This window comes from Paraburkholderia nodosa (assembly GCF_001718195.1).
GTDB classification, from domain to species: Bacteria; Pseudomonadota; Gammaproteobacteria; order Burkholderiales; family Burkholderiaceae; genus Paraburkholderia; species Paraburkholderia nodosa_A.
The window spans coordinates 1-16,671 of the sequence record NZ_MCNV01000007.1; the positions used below are offsets into that span (position 1 = coordinate 1).

A 16,671-nucleotide genomic window follows, 5' to 3' on the forward strand; every position below is an offset into this window, starting at 1 on the left:
CGGCACGCTCAAGCACTGGATGGGTTCGACGCACTTCCAGACGCGCGGACTTGGTCATGTCGCTGCTGAAATGAGTTTGCACGTGCTGGCCTACAACCTAAAACGGGTCATCAGGATTCTCGGGTTCGCAAAGACGATGCGTGCAATGAAGCTCGCAGGCGCGTGAACTCCCACGCGCCGATGTCGTTTGCCAGTAAAAACGATCACGTCACCTGCCTGCGTCTCGGCCTAACGTAACTGCGTGCCCAACCGCGCGTCACCGGTCGGCCGTTCTGCGCGTTTTTACACGGCCTCGGCCGCCCTGCGCCCCACGACCAGGCGCGCCGCTCGCCCACGGCCCACGTCTCATGCAACAGGCGTAACCGATCCACAGGAGACAGTGACAGCGGTCACTCGCAACACTCGTTCTTATTGAGGTTCGTCGGTGAATACGAAAGGCTGTTCGACGCCCGACGATATCCAGCTCATGAGTTCATAACCAAGCCGATTGATTGTTGCAGGCTCAAGCTCAACGGCGAAGCGAGATCGGGCGCTTATCAGACGTGTACCATTTTTCTGACATTCGACCTCGAGTGCCGAATGACCCACTCCGTCGAAAACGAACGCACGCAGAACCAGCCAGCTATATGAATTCGGAGCATTCGAGCCGTTCTCAAAAACCACTTCATCTGTCGATGACCGAGGAAATTCCTGCAGGGTACGGCCGAACGTTTCCATCGACTCTGGATAAACGTAAAAATCGACTTCCGCTGCAAAGCCGGAGCCCTGCATGGAATATCGAAGTTGCAGCATGCCATCGTGATCGCGCCATAGCGGCGCAAGGATAAGTTGCATTCCAGCTCCGGATTCATCTCTCCAGCGGCTATTGTCGACGAACCATGTAGGCTCGTCGACTGTCTGCTTCTGGCCGCACCGAGACCGGCAAACCGACTTCGGTTAGGAATTGCGTTTCATATCGCCGAGCGTCGCTGACGCTTTCAATTCGCGGCGAACTCGCCGCAGGAACCGAACGTTCCGAATGCCCCACCCGAATGTGGCAACCATAACTCCCGCAATCACCGACAGAGTCGGTGACCGGTCCCAAAAGCCGCGCGCTGTCATGCAAAAGCCTAGGGTGCTCCAAACGCAAAGGAAAATTGGTCCACCTTCGGGTTCGCACACAATCTCACCGCTCTTATGGTCGCGCCACCCGATCAGAGTTTGCCAGTTTCCGACCTCCTTGAGATAAGCGGTAATCGTCATTCCGGACTCGATACGGGGCTTGCCTGGCGCGGCCACCGAATACTCCCTTCGGTTCGCACTTTCGAACCCGAATAGAGTGACTACCTTGCGGTTCTGCGACGTCTGGACGACGCCAAAGACGCGATCTAGTCGAACCGTTTCAAGAGGCATAGCGGTTTTTCCTGTATTCACCCTTTCTGCACTACGCACGCTGCGTGGGCACCGGAAAGAAGTTCACTCACCGAGGTAGCTGAGTCTCAATGCTTGGCGTTCCATCTTCTTCGCGTCCCAAGTAGCCCAGCAGGCGAGCGAAAGCGCGAGGATCAACATGATGCAGCGCCGATTGTTAGCGATCTAGACCACGCTGTCGAGTGTCCGCTCATGGCCGCACTGCGCCCCACGACCAGGCACGCCGCTCGCCCAAGGCCCACGCTCTCGTGCAACAGGCATAACCGACCCAGAGCCGCCGGTCATTGCTCTACAAAGCGGCCATTCATCGAAAATCAGTTGCGCCGCGCGATTCCCTATTTTTTCTAGAAAATGCTTTGAAACACTACTAAGATCAGCAGACGAGCCAGCCTCGACATCAATTTTTCGGAGGTCCTTTGAAAGCGAAAAGCAAGTTTATCTTTTTACCCGAAGACAACGCTCCGCAATCAGTTCGAGCCGCAGTCGCTGTCTATTGGCTTGCATTTTCAGTTTCGCTCCTGCGAATCGTTACTGGAGTGGGCATTCCGCCTTTCAATACTATCAGCGAAAGAGAAGCGGCAATCATGTTGCTTGGGCTGCTTTCCACATTTTTTATATTTTACGCATTCACCATCATGCGGATTTCGGCTGGAAAGATTTGGGCAAGGAACCTTGCACTTTTCGTTACGACATTCCTCGTCGCAACAACCATCTATCATCTGTTTGCGGACGGACTATCGTCCCAGCTGAACAACGTTGTGGGTTTGATAAGCATTGCCGTAGAAACTGTTGCCGGGTTACTTTTGCTGACCTCGGGAAGTGCCGCGTGGTTCAAATCAAGGATCGGCTAACTCGCCATGCTCTGTCAGGCCTACCCTCCATGTCAACGTCTTTCTCGATTCGCGCCACGAGCGCAGTGTCGCGCCTACCCGTTGTATCGATACGTCGGGCGATAAGGCTTGAAAGATGGAAAGTTGAGCCAGTTGATTTTTTTCTCTTCTACATACCGGCGAAACGCGGCCAAGTCCTGTGCGACGGTCGCGTAGCTCAGCATTTCGGGCGCGTGTTTGCCCACGAGTCTGTCGATTATCCATAGATTTGCCTCTAACCAAGGCGAGCCGTCAGCGTTCCGAACGACAGGGAAAAGAGGGAAAGTATGTGGCGACCAGCTAGGTTTGTTGTCGTGGCGCCTGCGCGTGATCCAGTCAACATAGCCCACCGGCCTCGTGTACTAAGTGAAGGTCCCACCGTTTTCCGCGGGAATGTCGACCTGAGTTGCGTTTTCTCCGGGACCGCCGGCTAGTTCAGTAAGGGATAGCTCTGGCAATGTTATTTTATTTGCTGCGTTTGTCATTTCTTCTAGTGCCTACGCAAGTGGATGTGCTGCTTCCTTGTTTATGTGGCGTCCATTTTATCTAGACTTACACATCTACGGAATAACTTGCAAACTTGCACATAGACAGTCGGTGATCAGGCAGCCGTATTCGCATTCGGCCAGCGCTTCGAGCGCCTTCGCACCGTCGTCGACGACGTCGCAAGCGAACCCGATCAACGCCAGTTGATGGCGGATCAGCTCCTGATTCACGGGATGGTCCTCTGCCACGAGGATGAGGCGGCTAGCAGCGCGTTCCTGCTCGCGATCGGGCGCCGGGAGTGTGGTTTCGACCTCGGCGGCAGGACGCGACGGGCTGGCAGCCTTGACCGGCAGCCCCGCCAGCGCCAGCGCGCAAACGGCGCTCAAGCCCCGCCAGGATAACGGGTTGACGCTCACGCGCACGCCGCTCTCGACGACGCGATAACCGCTTGGCTTCGGGTTGTCCGTCAGACAAAGCACAGGCACACCGAGTTTGCCCAACTGCTCGGCCAGCGCTTCCGACACGAACACCCAGATCGGCCTTGTCCGCGCTTACGGCGCGGGCGAGGTCCGCTGGCGCGGCGCGACGCATTTCCATGCCGAGCGCCGAGCCAAAATGCATCAATGCGGCGGCGATGCTCACGTCCTCGCACGCCACGAGCGCGCGCTTGCCGCGCAGCCCGGCGGCCGTGCCGCTAGGCACTTCCACGGGCAATTCGATATGCAGCGTCAGACAGGTGCCGCGATCGACTTCGCTCTTCAGTTCGAGCGTGCCGCCCATCAGCGCCGCGAGCTTGCGGCAGATCGTGAGGCCGAGCCCCGTGCCGCCGAAGCGTCGCGTGGTCGAACTCTCGGCCCGCACGAACGGCTCGAAGCGCTGCGCCTGCGCTTCGGGCGCAATGCCGATGCCAGTGTCGGCCACCGCGATCGACAACCGCTGGCAGGCAGGCGCGCCTCCGCGGACGCCGATATCGCACGCGCGAAAGTGCACGCTCACTTCGCCTGCCGGTGTGAACTTGATCGCATTGCTGAGGAGATTGAAGAGGATCTGCCGTAGCCGCACACTATCGCCGCGCAACTGCACCGCGACGTCCGGCTCCACATCCACGCGCACGATTCGCGCGGCGTCAAACGCGGCAAACACAGGTCGGAAGGTCCGCCGGCGGCCGCGAGTTCGCGCTCGATGGCCGGGCTGAGATGGGCGAGACCCTGGGCGGCGCCGCGCACGATGGTTGCGAGATCGTCCATCGGCCCGGTTTTGCGCAACATGGCGACCACGCCCGCGTGCGCCACTGCGCGCAGGAGGACGGCGTTCGCAACCCCGGTCAGCACGCCCACGGCGATATGCGGCCAGTCGCGGCGCAAACGCTGCAGGAGGCGCAGGCCGTCCTCCGCTTCGCCGGAGACAGGCGGCATAGTGAGGTCAGTGATCACCACGTCGCATGGGACGGCTTCGAGCGTCTGCAACAACTCTCGCGCGCCGCACGCTTGCCCCACGACCTCGATATCGTCTGCTGCAAGGAGCACCGAGCGAACGCCGAGCAGAACGAATGGATGATCGTCGGCGAGGACGATACGTAGCTTCACACTGAATCTCCTTCGAGGCGGATCTGCGTGGAAGCGATGCGCCGCATGAGCGCATCGGCAACCAGCAACATCGACAAGGTGTTCATCTGACCATTGAAAGGCCGCCGTCGAAATCGGAGATTTCCGAAACGTTAAATATGGCTTGTGTTCCGTACGGTCAAACCGCGGCGCGCGCGCGAGTGCGTTGTCGACGCTCGCCAGTGCGCATCGCGTCGCTGCGCTCGCGCGGCGCCGCGAATGCGGGCCATGCCAGCGCGGCGCAGAGCGCGGCCGCCGCCCAGACCGCCGGCCACCCGAACCACGACAACAGCAGCGGGATCGCCGAAGGCGCGACGAAGAACGCAAGGAATGCGCCGGTGTTGCCCATGGCGAGTGCGGTTCCCACGCGACCGTTGCCCGCGAGCGTCGCGAGTTCGGTGAAGGCAACGCCATGCCAGGCGGAAGCGGCGATACCGCCTAGCACGATCACCACGGCAAGCAGGGTGACGAACGCTGCGCTTGCGCGATGCGCTGGCGACGCAAAAGCCGTCAACGCGGCAAGCACGACGAACAGCGCGACGGTGAGCGCCGCGCAACCGCGCAGCCAGATGCGCCGGTCGCCGTGCCGGTCCGTCCAACGGCCGCCGTACACACGCATGAAGGCCGCGCCGCCCTGCACGGCCGCAAGCGTCGCGCTGACTGCTGCGGTACCCGCATGGCCGACGTCATGCAGGAAAATGCTCGCGAACGAGAGCACCGCCACCTGGGGAATGCACAGCACGCCAATGCCGGTCACCATGCGCCACACGGTGACGCTGCGCAGCGGTGAGACGGCGCGTTGTGCCTGTCCGAGCGCTTCGTGAGCGACGAGTGGCGCCTGCGCGGCGTCCTGTTCGTGCGCGGGTTCATGCAACCAGACGATCGTCAGCACGGTGGAGACCACACACATCGCCGCGAGCGCGCCGTACACGGCTGCGAATCCCGCATGCTCGGCGAGCGCGGGCAGCACGAGCGCTCCCAGCCCGCCGCCGGTTGGCACGGCCGTTTGGCGGATGCTCATCGCGAGGCCGCGCTCGTGGGTGGCGAACCACGCCATCACCGCACGCCCGCTCGAGCCGTTCACGCTTCCGCCAAGCAGGCCGAGCGCGAGCAGGCCTACCGCGAGCACCGTGCCGCTGGGCGTGTGCGTGCCCGCCGGTGCGCCCCAGAGCGCCATCGCGACGAGGGCGAGCGCTGTCGTGGAGAGCCCCGTGAGCAACACGCGCCGGTCGCCCCAGCGATCCGTCAGGAGTCCCCAGGGAAGCTCGCTCAGCACGATGCCCAGTCCCAGCATGCCGAGCACGACACCCAGTTCCCCGGTACCGATACGGTAATCCGACCGAATCAAGACGCCCGTTGCGGGAATGCCGCCGAGCGCTGCCGCAAAACTCGCGTTGGCCGCCACGCCCACCGCGAGCACTTTCCAGCGGTGTGCGGCGCCTCGCGTCGTACTGCGTCCCATGATGATCTCCAGAAAACGGTTGACTGAGGGCATCGTAGAGGCGCACCATCTATCGGAAAAGCGGGAAATTCCAATCCGTATATTCGGAATTTCCGAATCATTGAATTGCATGAAACGTATCTGATCAAGCCGAATCAATGAACGCACGCGGTTTCGATCTCGCGCAGTTGCGCACGTTTATCGCCGTGACAGAAGCGGGCAGTGTCTCTGCGGGTGCGCAGCGGGTGTTCCTCTCGCAGTCGTCGGTGAGCGAACAGCTCAAGAAGCTCGAAGAGCGCGTCGGCCAGCCGCTTTTCGTGCGCAGCAAGCAGGGCATGTCCGCCACACCCGCGGGCGCGAAGCTGCTCGACCACGCACGCCGCATCGTCGCGCTTTGCGACGCCGCCTTCGACGACATGCTCGGGCGCACGCTCGACGGCGAAGTGCGCATTGCGATCACGGACTATTACCGGCCGCACGACGTCGCCGAGATCATCCGGCGCTTCGCGGTCCAGCATCCGCGCCTGCGTCTGCATGTGACCGTGCTGCCGAGCGCCGTGATCGACAGCAGCGCCGACGATAACGCCTACGACATCGGCTTGTCGCTGCGGCTGGTGGAGGAAGGCCGCAGCACGCACAAGAGCACGTCGATACGGCGCGAAAAACTGGTGTGGGTGGGCGCGACGCAAACGCTGCGCGAGCGGCCCGCGCTCACGCCGCCCTGGCCGCTCGTGCTGCTGCCGGCGACCTGCCAGTTGCAGCGCCGTGTCGTGAGGTTGCTCGACGAAGCGCGCATGCCCTATCTGATTTCGCATTCGGCTTCGGGCGTGGCCGGGCTGCAGCTCGCGCTCAAGGCGGGGCTGGGAATCTCGTGTCTGAACGAGTCGTCGATCGGCGAAGGACTGATGCCCTGCCCGGCTTCATTCGGCTTGCCTGCACTGCCCGCGGCCGAATTTCATTTGCTGCCGGGCCGGCCGGGCGAGTCCGCGCACGTGACGAACGCGCGCGCGGCGCTCGCGCAACTGCTCGCTTGAGTTCAGGCGCTTTAGCCTGCGGCCTGAACCAGTTCGGCAAAGCGCAGCAGGTCGACGTTGCCCCCGGAGATGAGCACGCCCACGCGCTTGCCGCGCACGTCCACCTTGCCGTGCAGCACCGCCGCCGCCGCGAGGCAGCCGGTGGGTTCGACCACGAGCTTCATGCGGCTCGCGAAGAACTTCATCGTATCGACGAGTTCCGCGTCGCTCACGGTGACGATCTCGCTCACCCGCTCGCGAATCACCGCGAAGGTCAGGTTGCCGAGATGCTGGGTTTGCGCGCCGTCGGCAAGGGTCTTCGGCGTGTCGATGTGGACGATCTCGCCCAACTGCAGGCTGCGCTGACCGTCGTTGCCGGCCTCGGGCTCGACGCCGATCACCGTGCACGCGGGCGAGAGCGCATGCGCGGCGGTCGCACAGCCCGACAGCAGCCCGCCCCCGCCAAGCGGGGTGAGCAGCATGTCGAGCTCGCCCGTTTCCTCGAACAACTCCTTGGCGGCCGTGCCCTGCCCGGCCATCACGTGAGCGTGGTCGTACGGCGGAATGAGCGTGAGGCCGCGCTCGGCCGCAAGCCGTTTGCCGAGTGCCTCGCGGTCCTCGGTATAGCGATCGTAAAAGACGACCTCGCCGCCATAGCCGCGCGTGGCCTCGACCTTCACGGCGGGCGCGTCGTGCGGCATGACGATCACGGCCTTCACGCCGAGCAGACGCGCCGACAGCGCGATCGCCTGCGCATGGTTGCCCGACGAAAACGTGATCACGCCGCCCGCCTTCTGCTGCGGCGTGAACTGCGCGATCGCGTTATAGGCGCCGCGGAACTTGAACGCGCCCATGCGCTGCAGGTTCTCGCATTTGAAGAAGAGCTGCGCGCCCGTGCGTTCGTTCGCGGTGCTGGAAGTCAGAACCGGCGTGCGGTGCGCGACGCCACGCAGGCGTTCGTGGGCGGCGGCGACGTCTTCGAAGGTAATAGGCAGAGTGCTCATGGTCGTTCTTCGGCTGGCAGGTAGGTGTAGACGGTCGAGCGCGCCACGCCGAGCGTGGTGGCCACGTCGGCGAGCGCATGACGCAGGTTCAGCATTCCGTTTGTCGCGAGCTCGCGCACGGCCTCACGGCGCTGCGCGAGCGTCATGCCGATCGGTGTGGTGTTGCGCGTGGCAGCGAAGCGTTCGAGCGCCTCGCGCACACAGCCCACGCCGCGCGGTGCGAGCGTTTCGGCGACGGGCGCAGCCGCGCTCGTCTGGATCAGCTGGCCGAGGCCCGCCGTCACCGCGCCGATCAGCGACACATCCATGTTCAGGCAGAGGGCCGCGACGTACTCGCCCGCGCTGTTCTTCAGGCCGATGGATGTGCTCTTGGCCGGACGCCCGTCGGGAAAGCGGTTCGGATAGTTGGCCACGACTTCGGGAAAGCCGGAGTCGGTGATGCGCGCGAGGCCCATTTCGGTGGCGGCGTCGCCGACTTGCCGTCCTGACAAATTGTTCGCGATCGCCACGACCGAGTGCTCGGGCCGCGTGAGGTCGTGCAGCACGACCTCGACGAGCGGCGCGAGCGTCTGCCCGAGCGCCGCGACGATCTTCTCGCCTTCGCGCAGGAGCAGCGCATTCTCGTCAGTGGAAAGGCCGGAACGGGATTTGCGGGTTGGCATCATGATATTGGACATTTTGACAGTTAATGACTGAATGTCAATCGCTTGAACAGAACGCTCGGAAGTGCCGTGCATGGCCGCCCGAGACGCGAAAAAAAAACCCCGCCCGAAGGCGAGGTCAATCAGACACGAAGAAACACGACTCACTGCATTGCTGGTCAGACCGTGAAGCGTTCGCTCACGAACTGCGTGGACGGCACGCGTGCGCGCGCCGCCACTGCCTGCGCGGCGCTCACCATCGCGGGCGGACCGCAAACGTAGAGGTCGGGCGCCGCGCCAGCGTCTGCCAACGCGGCGGCGAGCGCGTCGACTGGGGTGCTGTGCGAGCCCTGCCAGCCGTCGCCCGCTTCGCGCACGCAAAGCTCGACATGCAGTTGCGGCAACGCCTCCCGAAGTGCGTCCAGTTCGTCGAGCAGGAAAAGTTCGCTCTCGCGATTCACGCCGTAGAAGAGCCGCGCGTCGTTCATTTCCCCGAATTCGGCCATGCGGCGCAGCATCGAGAGCAGGGGCGCGAGACCCGTGCCGCCCGCCACGAACCAGCGCGGGCGCAGACTGCCGGCGATCAAACCGAAGCCGCCCTGCGGGCCGTGAACGGTGAGCACGTCGCCCGGCTGCGCTCGCTCGCGCAGATACGCCGAAAACTCGCCTTGCGGCCGCAGCCGGATCAGGAACTCGAGACGCCCCTCCCAGTTGCTCGTGTTGGCAAGCGAGAACGGGCGCTTCACGCCGCCCTCCGGCAGCTCCAGCTCCGCGAACTGGCCCGCTTCGAACTCGGCGGCGCTGCCGCTCGTGTCGTCGGCGTCGAGCAGCAGTTCGAGACGGCGCGTGTCGTCGGCGATCGTGTCGAGCGCGGCGATGCGCGCCGTGCGCGCGGCAACCGGCTGCAGCAGCACCTTCGTGCCGTCGTACGGCGCGGCGACGCGCAAGTCGGCCGAAGGTCTCGTGCGGCACAACAGAACCGCGTGCGGATCGCCGGACGGCAACGCGTCCGCACTGTGGTCGCCAAGCGTGTACGCGCCTTCAGTCACGGTGGCGTGGCACGCGCCGCAGCTGCCGCGCCGGCACTGCGAGGGCAGCGTGATATCCGCCGCCGCCGCCGCGCTCAGCACGTCCTGCCCCGGCTCGCATGCGAAGCCGAACGCCTGGCCGTCGCGCGTGGTGAGCTCGATTTGATAACTCATGACCTTTCACCCGCGCTCAAGCGGCCTTGCGAGCGAGCGCCGCGGCGAGGTCCGCTTGCGCTTCGCCGATCGGCGAGATGCCGAACTGCTCGACGAGGATGTCGAGGACATTCGGCGTGAGGAAGGCGGGCAACGTCGGTCCGAGATGGATGTTGCGCAGGCCGAGCGCGAGCAGCGTGAGCAGCACCGCGGCGGCCTTCTGCTCGAACCACGACACCACGAGTGTGAGCGGCAGATCGTTCACCCCGCAGTCGAAGGCCTTCGAGAGCGCGATCGCGATCTGGATCGCCGAATAGCTGTCGTTGCACTGGCCCAGATCGAGCAGGCGCGGAATGCCGCCGATGTCGCCGAACTGGTGACGGTTGAAGCGGTACTTGTTGCAGCCGAGCGTCATGACGACGGTGTCGTCGGGCGCGCCCTGTGCGAACTCGGTGTAGTAGTTGCGGCCGGGTGCGGCGCCGTCGCAGCCGCCGATCAGGAAGAAGTGGCGGATCTGACCGGCCTTCACCGCGTCGATCACCTTGTCGGCCACGCCGAGCACCGTGTTGCGCGCAAAGCCGATGGTGATGGTTTCCTCCGGCGTCGTTTCGCGGAAGCCCGGCAGCGCGAGTGCGGCCTGCACGACCGGCGCGAACGCGTGATGCTCGAGATGGCGCACGCCGGCCCAGCCTACCGGCCCTGTCGTGAAGATGCGCTGGCGGTACTGCGGCAGCGGCTCGATCAGGCAGTTGGAGGTCATCAGGATCGGGCCGGGGAAATGAGTGAAGTCCGATTGCTGGTCCTGCCATGCGCCGCCGTAGTTGCCTGCCAGATGCGGATAAGCCTTGAGCTTCGGGTAAGCATGCGCGGGCAGCATTTCGCCGTGCGTGTAAATCTGCACGCCGGTGCCCTGGGTGGCTTCGAGCAGCGCCTCCAGATCGCCGAGGTCGTGGCCCGAAACCAGGATGGCTTTGCCCGCCGCGGGCGTCACGCGCACGGCAGTGGGTTCGGGCATGCCGAAGCGGCCCGTGTTTGCCGCATCGAGCAGTTCCATGACCTTGAGGTTCAGGTTGCCGAGGGCGAGCGCATGTTCAAGAAGATCGCCGGCCTGCGTGGGTTCGCTCGCGAGAAACACGAGCGCCGCCTCCACGCCCGTGTAGACCTCTTCGCTCTCGTATCCGAGCACGCGCGCGTGATGAGCGTAGGCACACACGCCTTTGAGGCCGTAGAGCACGAGGGCGCGCAAGCCCACAACGTCCTCGCCTACCTTCGGCAGCCCGGCCTTGATGCCGACGAGCGCGGCCTGCGCCTGCAGTTCGGCGAGGTCGTTGCCCGGTTGCCAGAGCGCGGCGCCGCCCGGCTGCGCAGCGGCGACGCCTTGCACGAGCGCGAGCGCCTCGCAGGTCGACTTCACGCGATCGCGGTGTTGCGCTGCCTCGCGCAGCATCGCCACGAAACGGCTGGCGTTAAAGTTGACGTTGGTGAGCGTTGTGAACAGCGCGTAGAGCATGAAGCGGTCGGCTTCGCGATCGGGGCTGCCGAGGCCGCGCGCGAGCGCGCCATACTGTGCAATGCCCTTGGCCGCGTAGATCAGCAGGTCCTGCAGATCCGCAGTCGTGGCGTCCTTGCCGCAGTTGCCCTTGGCCGAGGCGCAGCCCGGTATGGCCTGGGCGCGGTCGGTCTGTTCACATTGATAGCAAAACACGGCTTTCTCCTTTTCCTTGTGGGGTGACGGCGCGAGCCGTCTTGTAAGATGCAAAATCAATGCATCTTTTAAATGGTCGCGCGCCGGCGGGAGTTTTGCCGTGACAAAAATCAGAAAACGTGTCGCTTGAGGCGGAGAATTGACTGTGTGCGCGAAAACGTCGCAGCGGGTCGGCGCTCGACTCGCGTGGTTCGCTCGGTCCGCACGCACAAATGAAAAACCCCGCCTCGACCGTGAGGTCGAGCCGGGGCTTCAGGTCCTGCCGATCCGTTCGAACGCTTTAGAACGGAATATCGTCGTCCATTTCGTCGAAGCCGCCGCCAGCCGGCGCGTTCGAACGGCCGCCGCCTGCGCCGCCGCCAGCACCGCCACCGCTCGAACGCGGCGCACCGCCACCGCCCGAAGCACGGCCGCCGCCGCGCGGTGCGGACTGCTCACGGCTGTAGCCGCCGTCGTCGCCCATGTCGCTGCCCATCGAGGCGCCGCCGCTGCGGCCGCCCAGCATCTGCATCTGGTCGGCGACGATTTCCGTCGAGTAACGGTCGGTGCCGTCCTGCGCTTGCCACTTGCGCGTGCGGATGCGGCCTTCGATATACACCGACGAACCCTTCTTCAGGTACTCCGAGACGATCTCGGCCAGGCGCCCGAAGAACGACACGCGGTGCCATTCGGTCATTTCCTTGAACTCGCCGGACGCCTTGTCCTTGTAGCGGTCGGTCGTGGCGAGGCGAATGTTCGCCACGGCGTCGCCGCTCGGCAGATAGCGCACTTCCGGATCGGCGCCGAGGTTGCCGACGAGGATCACCTTGTTCACGGATGCCATGAATTTCTCCTGTTTGATTCCGTTGCGAGGAGCGGCCGCGCGGTGCGCGCCGGCGAGCGCCTGATGTGTCATGCGCCTTCGCCGGTCGCGGACCGCCTCCGCGAATTGCGTTGCTGTGAACCGCTGGTTCTAACTCAGGCCCGCCCGGGTCAAGCCCGCGTGGCTTCTGCCCGCTTGGGCGGCGCCTTCATATTGGCCGCGATTATAAGCCAGCACAAGACGAGCCCCGAGCACGTGTAAAAGACGGCGCTCGCGCCCTCGTGCTTGAGGATCCATCCGCCCACCACGCCGCCGAGCGCGAGCCCGATCGACTGGGTGGTGTTGTACACGCCCGTGGCCGCGCCCTTGCGGTTGCCCGGCGCGAGCTTCGACACGAGCGAAGGCTGCGAAGCCTCCAGGATGTTGAAGCCCAGGAAGTACACGAACAGCACGGCCGACACGATGACAAGTGTATGCGCGAGCGAGCCGAGCAAAAGCTGGCCGATCAGGATAAGACCGATCGCAGAAACGAGCACGGCCTTCATCCTGCCCCGCTTCTCCGCGACGATGATGGCGGGCACCATCATGACGAACGCGAGGCCCATGACCGGCAGGTAGATCATCCAGTGCGACGCGACCGGCAGGCCCGCGTCCACGAGCAGGCGCGGCACGACGAGAAAGAGCGCCGTCTGCGTGGCGTGCAGCACGAGCACGCCGAAGTTCAGGCGCAGCAGCTCCACGTTGTGCAGCACCTCGGCGAACGGGGCGCGCACGTGCACGGGCTTGCTGGGCGCGTCGGGCACGACCCAGATCACCACGCCCACCGCGAGGATCGAGAACACCCCGACCAGCGCGAACAGACCGCTCATGCCGACCCAATGGAACACGATCGGCGCGCCGACGATGGCCACGGCGAACGACATGCCGATCGAGCCGCCCACCATCGCCATGGCCTTGGTGCGGTGCTCCTCGGCCGTCAGGTCGGCGATGAACGCCAGCACGGCCGACGACACCGCGCCCATGCCCTGGATCACGCGCCCGACGATGATCCACATCATGTCGTGCGCGCCCGCCGCGACAAAGCTGCCGATCGCGAAGATGACGAGGCCGGTGGCGATGACGGGCTTTCTGCCCACCATGTCCGAAACCCACCCGTAAAAAATATAGAGAAGTGACTGCGTGACGCCGTACGCGCCGAGTGCGATGCCGACCAGCAGCAGGTTGTCGCCGCCGGGAATGGTTTTCGCGTAGACGGAAAACACCGGCATGATCATGAACAGACCGAGCATGCGCAGCGCGAAGATCGCCGCCAGCGAGACGGTCGCGCGCAACTCGGGCGCGCTCATGCGTGAAGAGGTAGCGGGTGAATTGGAGGACATCGGAGCGTTATGTGTTCGGACCGCATGTGCCCGCACGTTTGTTGACCGGGACGCCCCCTGACGCGCCTCTTTCGAGGCCCTTGCACTTGCCGCTCCGGGCCCTTTCAAAGACCGTCAGCAAGCCGTAACGGCGGTCTGGAAAAGTCGTTATAGTAGCAGGTTTGGTTTCCCTTTCTCCCGCAGGTTCATGGAACAGATCCGTATCCGTGGGGCCCGAACCCACAACCTGAAGAACGTCAATCTGGACCTGCCGCGCCACAAGCTCGTGGTGATCACCGGGCTTTCCGGCTCGGGCAAGTCCTCGCTGGCGTTCGACACGCTTTACGCGGAAGGCCAGCGCCGTTACGTGGAGAGCCTGTCGGCCTACGCGCGCCAGTTCCTGCAGCTCATGGAGAAGCCCGACGTCGACCTGATCGAGGGTCTGTCGCCGGCTATTTCCATCGAGCAGAAGGCCACGTCGCACAATCCGCGCTCGACCGTCGGCACCGTCACCGAGATCCACGACTACCTGCGGCTGCTTTACGCACGCATCGGCACGCCCTACTGCCCGGACCACGAGATTCCGCTGGAGTCGCAAAGCGTCTCGCAGATGGTGGACGCCGCGCTCGCCCTGCCCGAAGAAACGAAGCTGATGATCCTGGCTCCCGTGATCGTGGACCGCAAGGGCGAGCACGCCGAGCTGTTCGACGACATGCAGGCGCAGGGTTTCGTGCGCTTTCGGGTGCGCTCGGGCGGCGGCACGGCCAACGAAGGGGAAGCGAAGATCTACGAGGTGGAGTCGCTGCCCAAGCTCAAGAAGAGCGAGCGCCACACCATCGACGTGGTGGTGGACCGCCTGAAGGTGCGCCCCGACATGAAGCAGCGCCTCGCGGAGTCGTTCGAAACCGCGCTGCGTCTGGCCGACGGTCGCGCCATCGCGCTCGAAATGGACACCAACCGCGAGCACCTCTTCAGCTCGAAGTTCGCCTGCCCGATCTGCTCGTATTCGCTGCCGGAGCTGGAACCGCGCCTCTTCTCGTTCAACAACCCGATGGGCGCGTGCCCCGAGTGCGACGGTCTGGGCCAGATCACGTTCTTCGATCCGAAGCGCGTGGTGGCGCACCCGTCGCTGTCGCTCGCGGCGGGCGCCGTGAAGGGCTGGGACCGGCGCAATCAGTTTTACTTCCAGATGCTGCAGAGTCTCGCCGCGTTCTACGACTTCGATATCGACACCGCGTTCGAAGACCTGCCGGAGAAAGTGCGCAAGACCCTGCTCTACGGCTCCGGCAAGCAGGAGATTCCGTTCTCGTACATCAACGAGCGCGGCCGCACTTCGGTGCGCGAGCACGTATTCGAAGGGATCATTCCGAACCTCGAGCGCCGCTACCGCGAGACCGACTCCGCCGCCGTGCGCGAGGAGCTGTCGAAGTACCAGAACAACCAGGCCTGCCCGCACTGCGAAGGCACGCGCTTGCGCCGCGAAGCGCGTTTCGTGCGCATCGGCGCGGGCGAAGAGGCGCGCGCCATTTATGAAGTGAGCGGCTGGCCGCTGCGCGACACGCTCGGCTACTTCCAGACGCTGCACCTCGAAGGTGCAAAGCGCGAGATCGCCGACAAGGTGGTCAAGGAAATCGTCGCACGCCTCATGTTCCTCAACAACGTCGGGCTCGACTATCTCTCGCTCGAGCGCAGCGCCGAGACGCTTTCCGGCGGCGAGGCGCAGCGCATCCGCCTCGCCTCGCAGATCGGCTCCGGCCTCACAGGCGTGATGTACGTGCTCGACGAGCCGTCCATCGGCCTGCACCAGCGCGACAACGACCGCCTGATCTCCACGCTCAAGCATCTGCGCGACCTCGGCAATTCGGTGATCGTCGTCGAGCACGACGAGGACATGATCCGCATGGCCGACTACGTGGTCGACATGGGTCCGGGCGCGGGCGAGCACGGCGGCATGGTGATTTCGCAAGGCACGCCAGGGGAAGTCGAACACGATCCGGCCTCGATGACGGGCCAGTATCTCTCGGGCGCGCGCCGCATCGACTATCCCGACGAGCGCATCGAGCCCGGCGAGCGCCGCCTGCGCATCGTCGAGGCCCACGGCAACAACCTCAAGCACGTGACGCTCGACCTGCCCGTCGGTCTTTTGACCTGCGTGACGGGCGTCTCGGGCTCGGGCAAGTCCACGCTCATCAACGACACGCTTTATCACGCGGTGTCGCAGCATCTGTATGGATCGTCGGCGGAACCTGCGCCGTTCGAGGCGATCGAGGGTCTCGAGCACTTCGACAAGGTCATCAACGTCGACCAGTCGCCGATCGGGCGCACCCCGCGCTCGAACCCGGCCACCTACACGGGCCTCTTCACGCCCATCCGCGAACTGTTCGCGGGCGTGCCGGCCGCCAAGGAACGCGGCTACGAGTCGGGCCGCTTCTCGTTCAACGTGAAGGGCGGACGCTGCGAAAGCTGCCAGGGCGACGGCGTGCTCAAGGTGGAAATGCACTTCCTGCCCGACGTGTACGTGCCCTGCGATGTCTGTCACGGCAAGCGCTACAACCGCGAGACGCTGGAGATTCAATACAAGGGCCGGAACATCAGCGAAGTGCTCGACATGACGGTGGAAGCCGCCTACGAGTTCTTCAAGGCGGTGCCGGTGGTGGCGCGCAAGCTCAAGACGCTGCTCGATGTGGGCCTCGGCTACATCCGCCTCGGCCAGTCCGCCACCACGCTCTCGGGCGGCGAGGCGCAGCGCGTGAAGCTTTCGCTCGAGCTTTCCAAGCGGGACACGGGCCGCACGCTGTATATACTCGACGAGCCGACCACGGGCCTGCACTTCCACGACATCGCGCTTTTGCTCGAAGTGATTCACCGGCTTCGAGATCAGGGCAACACGGTGGTCATCATCGAGCATAATCTCGATGTAATCAAAACCGCCGACTGGGTCGTGGACATGGGACCGGAAGGCGGCGCGGGCGGTGGGCAGATCGTGGCCCAGGGGACGCCCGAACAGGTGGCGAAGTCGAAGGCAAGCTTCACGGGCCGCTATCTCGCGCCGCTGCTCAAGCGCCAGATCGCCGCGCTGGACACGGCGTCGGGCAAATGACCCGCCAGGCGGGCTGACGACCGGGCCGGAAATTTAGCAGTAGAAATAGCTGCAGCA

General features: G+C 64.3%; 13 protein-coding genes and 2 pseudogenes. 4 read left to right on the forward strand and 11 right to left on the reverse strand.

Features of this window, described 5'->3' with window-relative positions; genetic code table 11:
• Window positions 1-166, forward strand: a pseudogene (locus BFD71_RS40490) (IS5/IS1182 family transposase); the annotation flags it as partial.
• Window positions 167-408: 242 nt separating this feature from the next.
• Here the strand turns inward: BFD71_RS40490 and BFD71_RS14180 are convergent.
• The gene (locus tag BFD71_RS14180) at window positions 409-834 is read right to left on the reverse strand and encodes a hypothetical protein (protein ID WP_069264785.1); all 426 of its coding nucleotides are present in this window, start codon (window positions 832-834) and stop codon (window positions 409-411) included.
• Between the two features lie 992 nt (window positions 835-1,826).
• On the opposite strand from BFD71_RS14180, the gene BFD71_RS40495 reads away from it, so the two are divergent.
• Entirely contained in the window at window positions 1,827-2,261 is a 435-nt protein-coding gene (locus BFD71_RS40495) for a hypothetical protein (RefSeq protein WP_141710668.1), read from the forward strand.
• Window positions 2,262-2,839: 578 nt separating this feature from the next.
• Here BFD71_RS40495 and BFD71_RS42150 read toward each other — a convergent pair.
• From BFD71_RS42150 to BFD71_RS14205, 4 genes and pseudogenes are all read right to left on the reverse strand, one after another.
• Window positions 2,840-3,289 (reverse strand): hypothetical protein, encoded by a 450-nt coding sequence (locus BFD71_RS42150; RefSeq protein WP_256094740.1) that lies wholly within the window; start codon window positions 3,287-3,289, stop codon window positions 2,840-2,842.
• A 247-nt stretch (window positions 3,290-3,536) separates the two neighbouring features.
• Window positions 3,537-3,872: pseudogene (locus tag BFD71_RS42155) on the reverse strand (ATP-binding protein); the annotation flags it as partial.
• Complete coding sequence (locus tag BFD71_RS42825) at window positions 3,758-4,351, reverse strand: response regulator (RefSeq protein WP_370684275.1); 594 nt, start codon at window positions 4,349-4,351, stop codon at window positions 3,758-3,760. The gene BFD71_RS42825 and the pseudogene BFD71_RS42155, both read right to left, overlap by 115 nt.
• Before the next feature lie 157 nt (window positions 4,352-4,508).
• On the reverse strand, window positions 4,509-5,831 hold the full coding sequence (locus BFD71_RS14205; RefSeq protein ID WP_069264796.1) for an MFS transporter: 1,323 nt from the start codon (window positions 5,829-5,831) through the stop codon (window positions 4,509-4,511).
• Window positions 5,832-5,968: 137 nt separating this feature from the next.
• Here BFD71_RS14205 and BFD71_RS14210 point away from each other — a divergent pair, with 137 nt between their 5' ends.
• A complete protein-coding gene (locus tag BFD71_RS14210) occupies window positions 5,969-6,844 on the forward strand; it encodes a LysR family transcriptional regulator (protein WP_069264799.1) in 876 nt (291 codons plus the stop codon).
• Window positions 6,845-6,855: 11 nt separating this feature from the next.
• Here BFD71_RS14210 and BFD71_RS14215 read toward each other — a convergent pair whose 3' ends face one another.
• From BFD71_RS14215 to BFD71_RS14240, 6 genes are all read right to left on the reverse strand, one after another.
• Entirely contained in the window at window positions 6,856-7,827 is a 972-nt protein-coding gene (locus BFD71_RS14215; protein ID WP_069264802.1) for a threo-3-hydroxy-L-aspartate ammonia-lyase, read from the reverse strand.
• On the reverse strand, window positions 7,824-8,492 hold the full coding sequence (locus tag BFD71_RS14220; RefSeq protein WP_218108657.1) for a helix-turn-helix transcriptional regulator: 669 nt from the start codon (window positions 8,490-8,492) through the stop codon (window positions 7,824-7,826). Before BFD71_RS14220 ends, BFD71_RS14215 begins: the two co-directional genes overlap by 4 nt.
• A 155-nt stretch (window positions 8,493-8,647) precedes the next feature.
• Window positions 8,648-9,670 carry a 2Fe-2S iron-sulfur cluster binding domain-containing protein gene (locus tag BFD71_RS14225; protein ID WP_069264804.1) on the reverse strand — a complete coding sequence of 341 codons (1,023 nt, stop codon included), beginning with the start codon at window positions 9,668-9,670 and terminating at the stop codon, window positions 8,648-8,650.
• Window positions 9,671-9,686: 16 nt separating this feature from the next.
• Window positions 9,687-11,354 (reverse strand): hydroxylamine reductase, encoded by a 1,668-nt coding sequence (gene hcp / locus BFD71_RS14230; RefSeq protein ID WP_069264807.1) that lies wholly within the window; start codon window positions 11,352-11,354, stop codon window positions 9,687-9,689.
• A gap of 280 nt (window positions 11,355-11,634) precedes the next feature.
• Window positions 11,635-12,177, reverse strand: a complete 543-nt coding sequence (locus BFD71_RS14235) for a single-stranded DNA-binding protein (RefSeq protein WP_069265232.1) — start codon at window positions 12,175-12,177, stop codon at window positions 11,635-11,637.
• A 149-nt stretch (window positions 12,178-12,326) separates the two neighbouring features.
• Window positions 12,327-13,535: an MFS transporter gene (locus BFD71_RS14240; RefSeq protein WP_370684276.1), complete on the reverse strand. Its 1,209-nt coding sequence runs from the start codon at window positions 13,533-13,535 to the stop codon at window positions 12,327-12,329.
• A gap of 187 nt (window positions 13,536-13,722) precedes the next feature.
• Between BFD71_RS14240 and uvrA the strand changes: the two genes are divergently transcribed.
• Window positions 13,723-16,614, forward strand: a complete 2,892-nt coding sequence (gene uvrA, locus BFD71_RS14245; RefSeq protein ID WP_069264813.1) for an excinuclease ABC subunit UvrA — start codon at window positions 13,723-13,725, stop codon at window positions 16,612-16,614.
• Window positions 16,615-16,671: the final 57 nt, after the last annotated feature.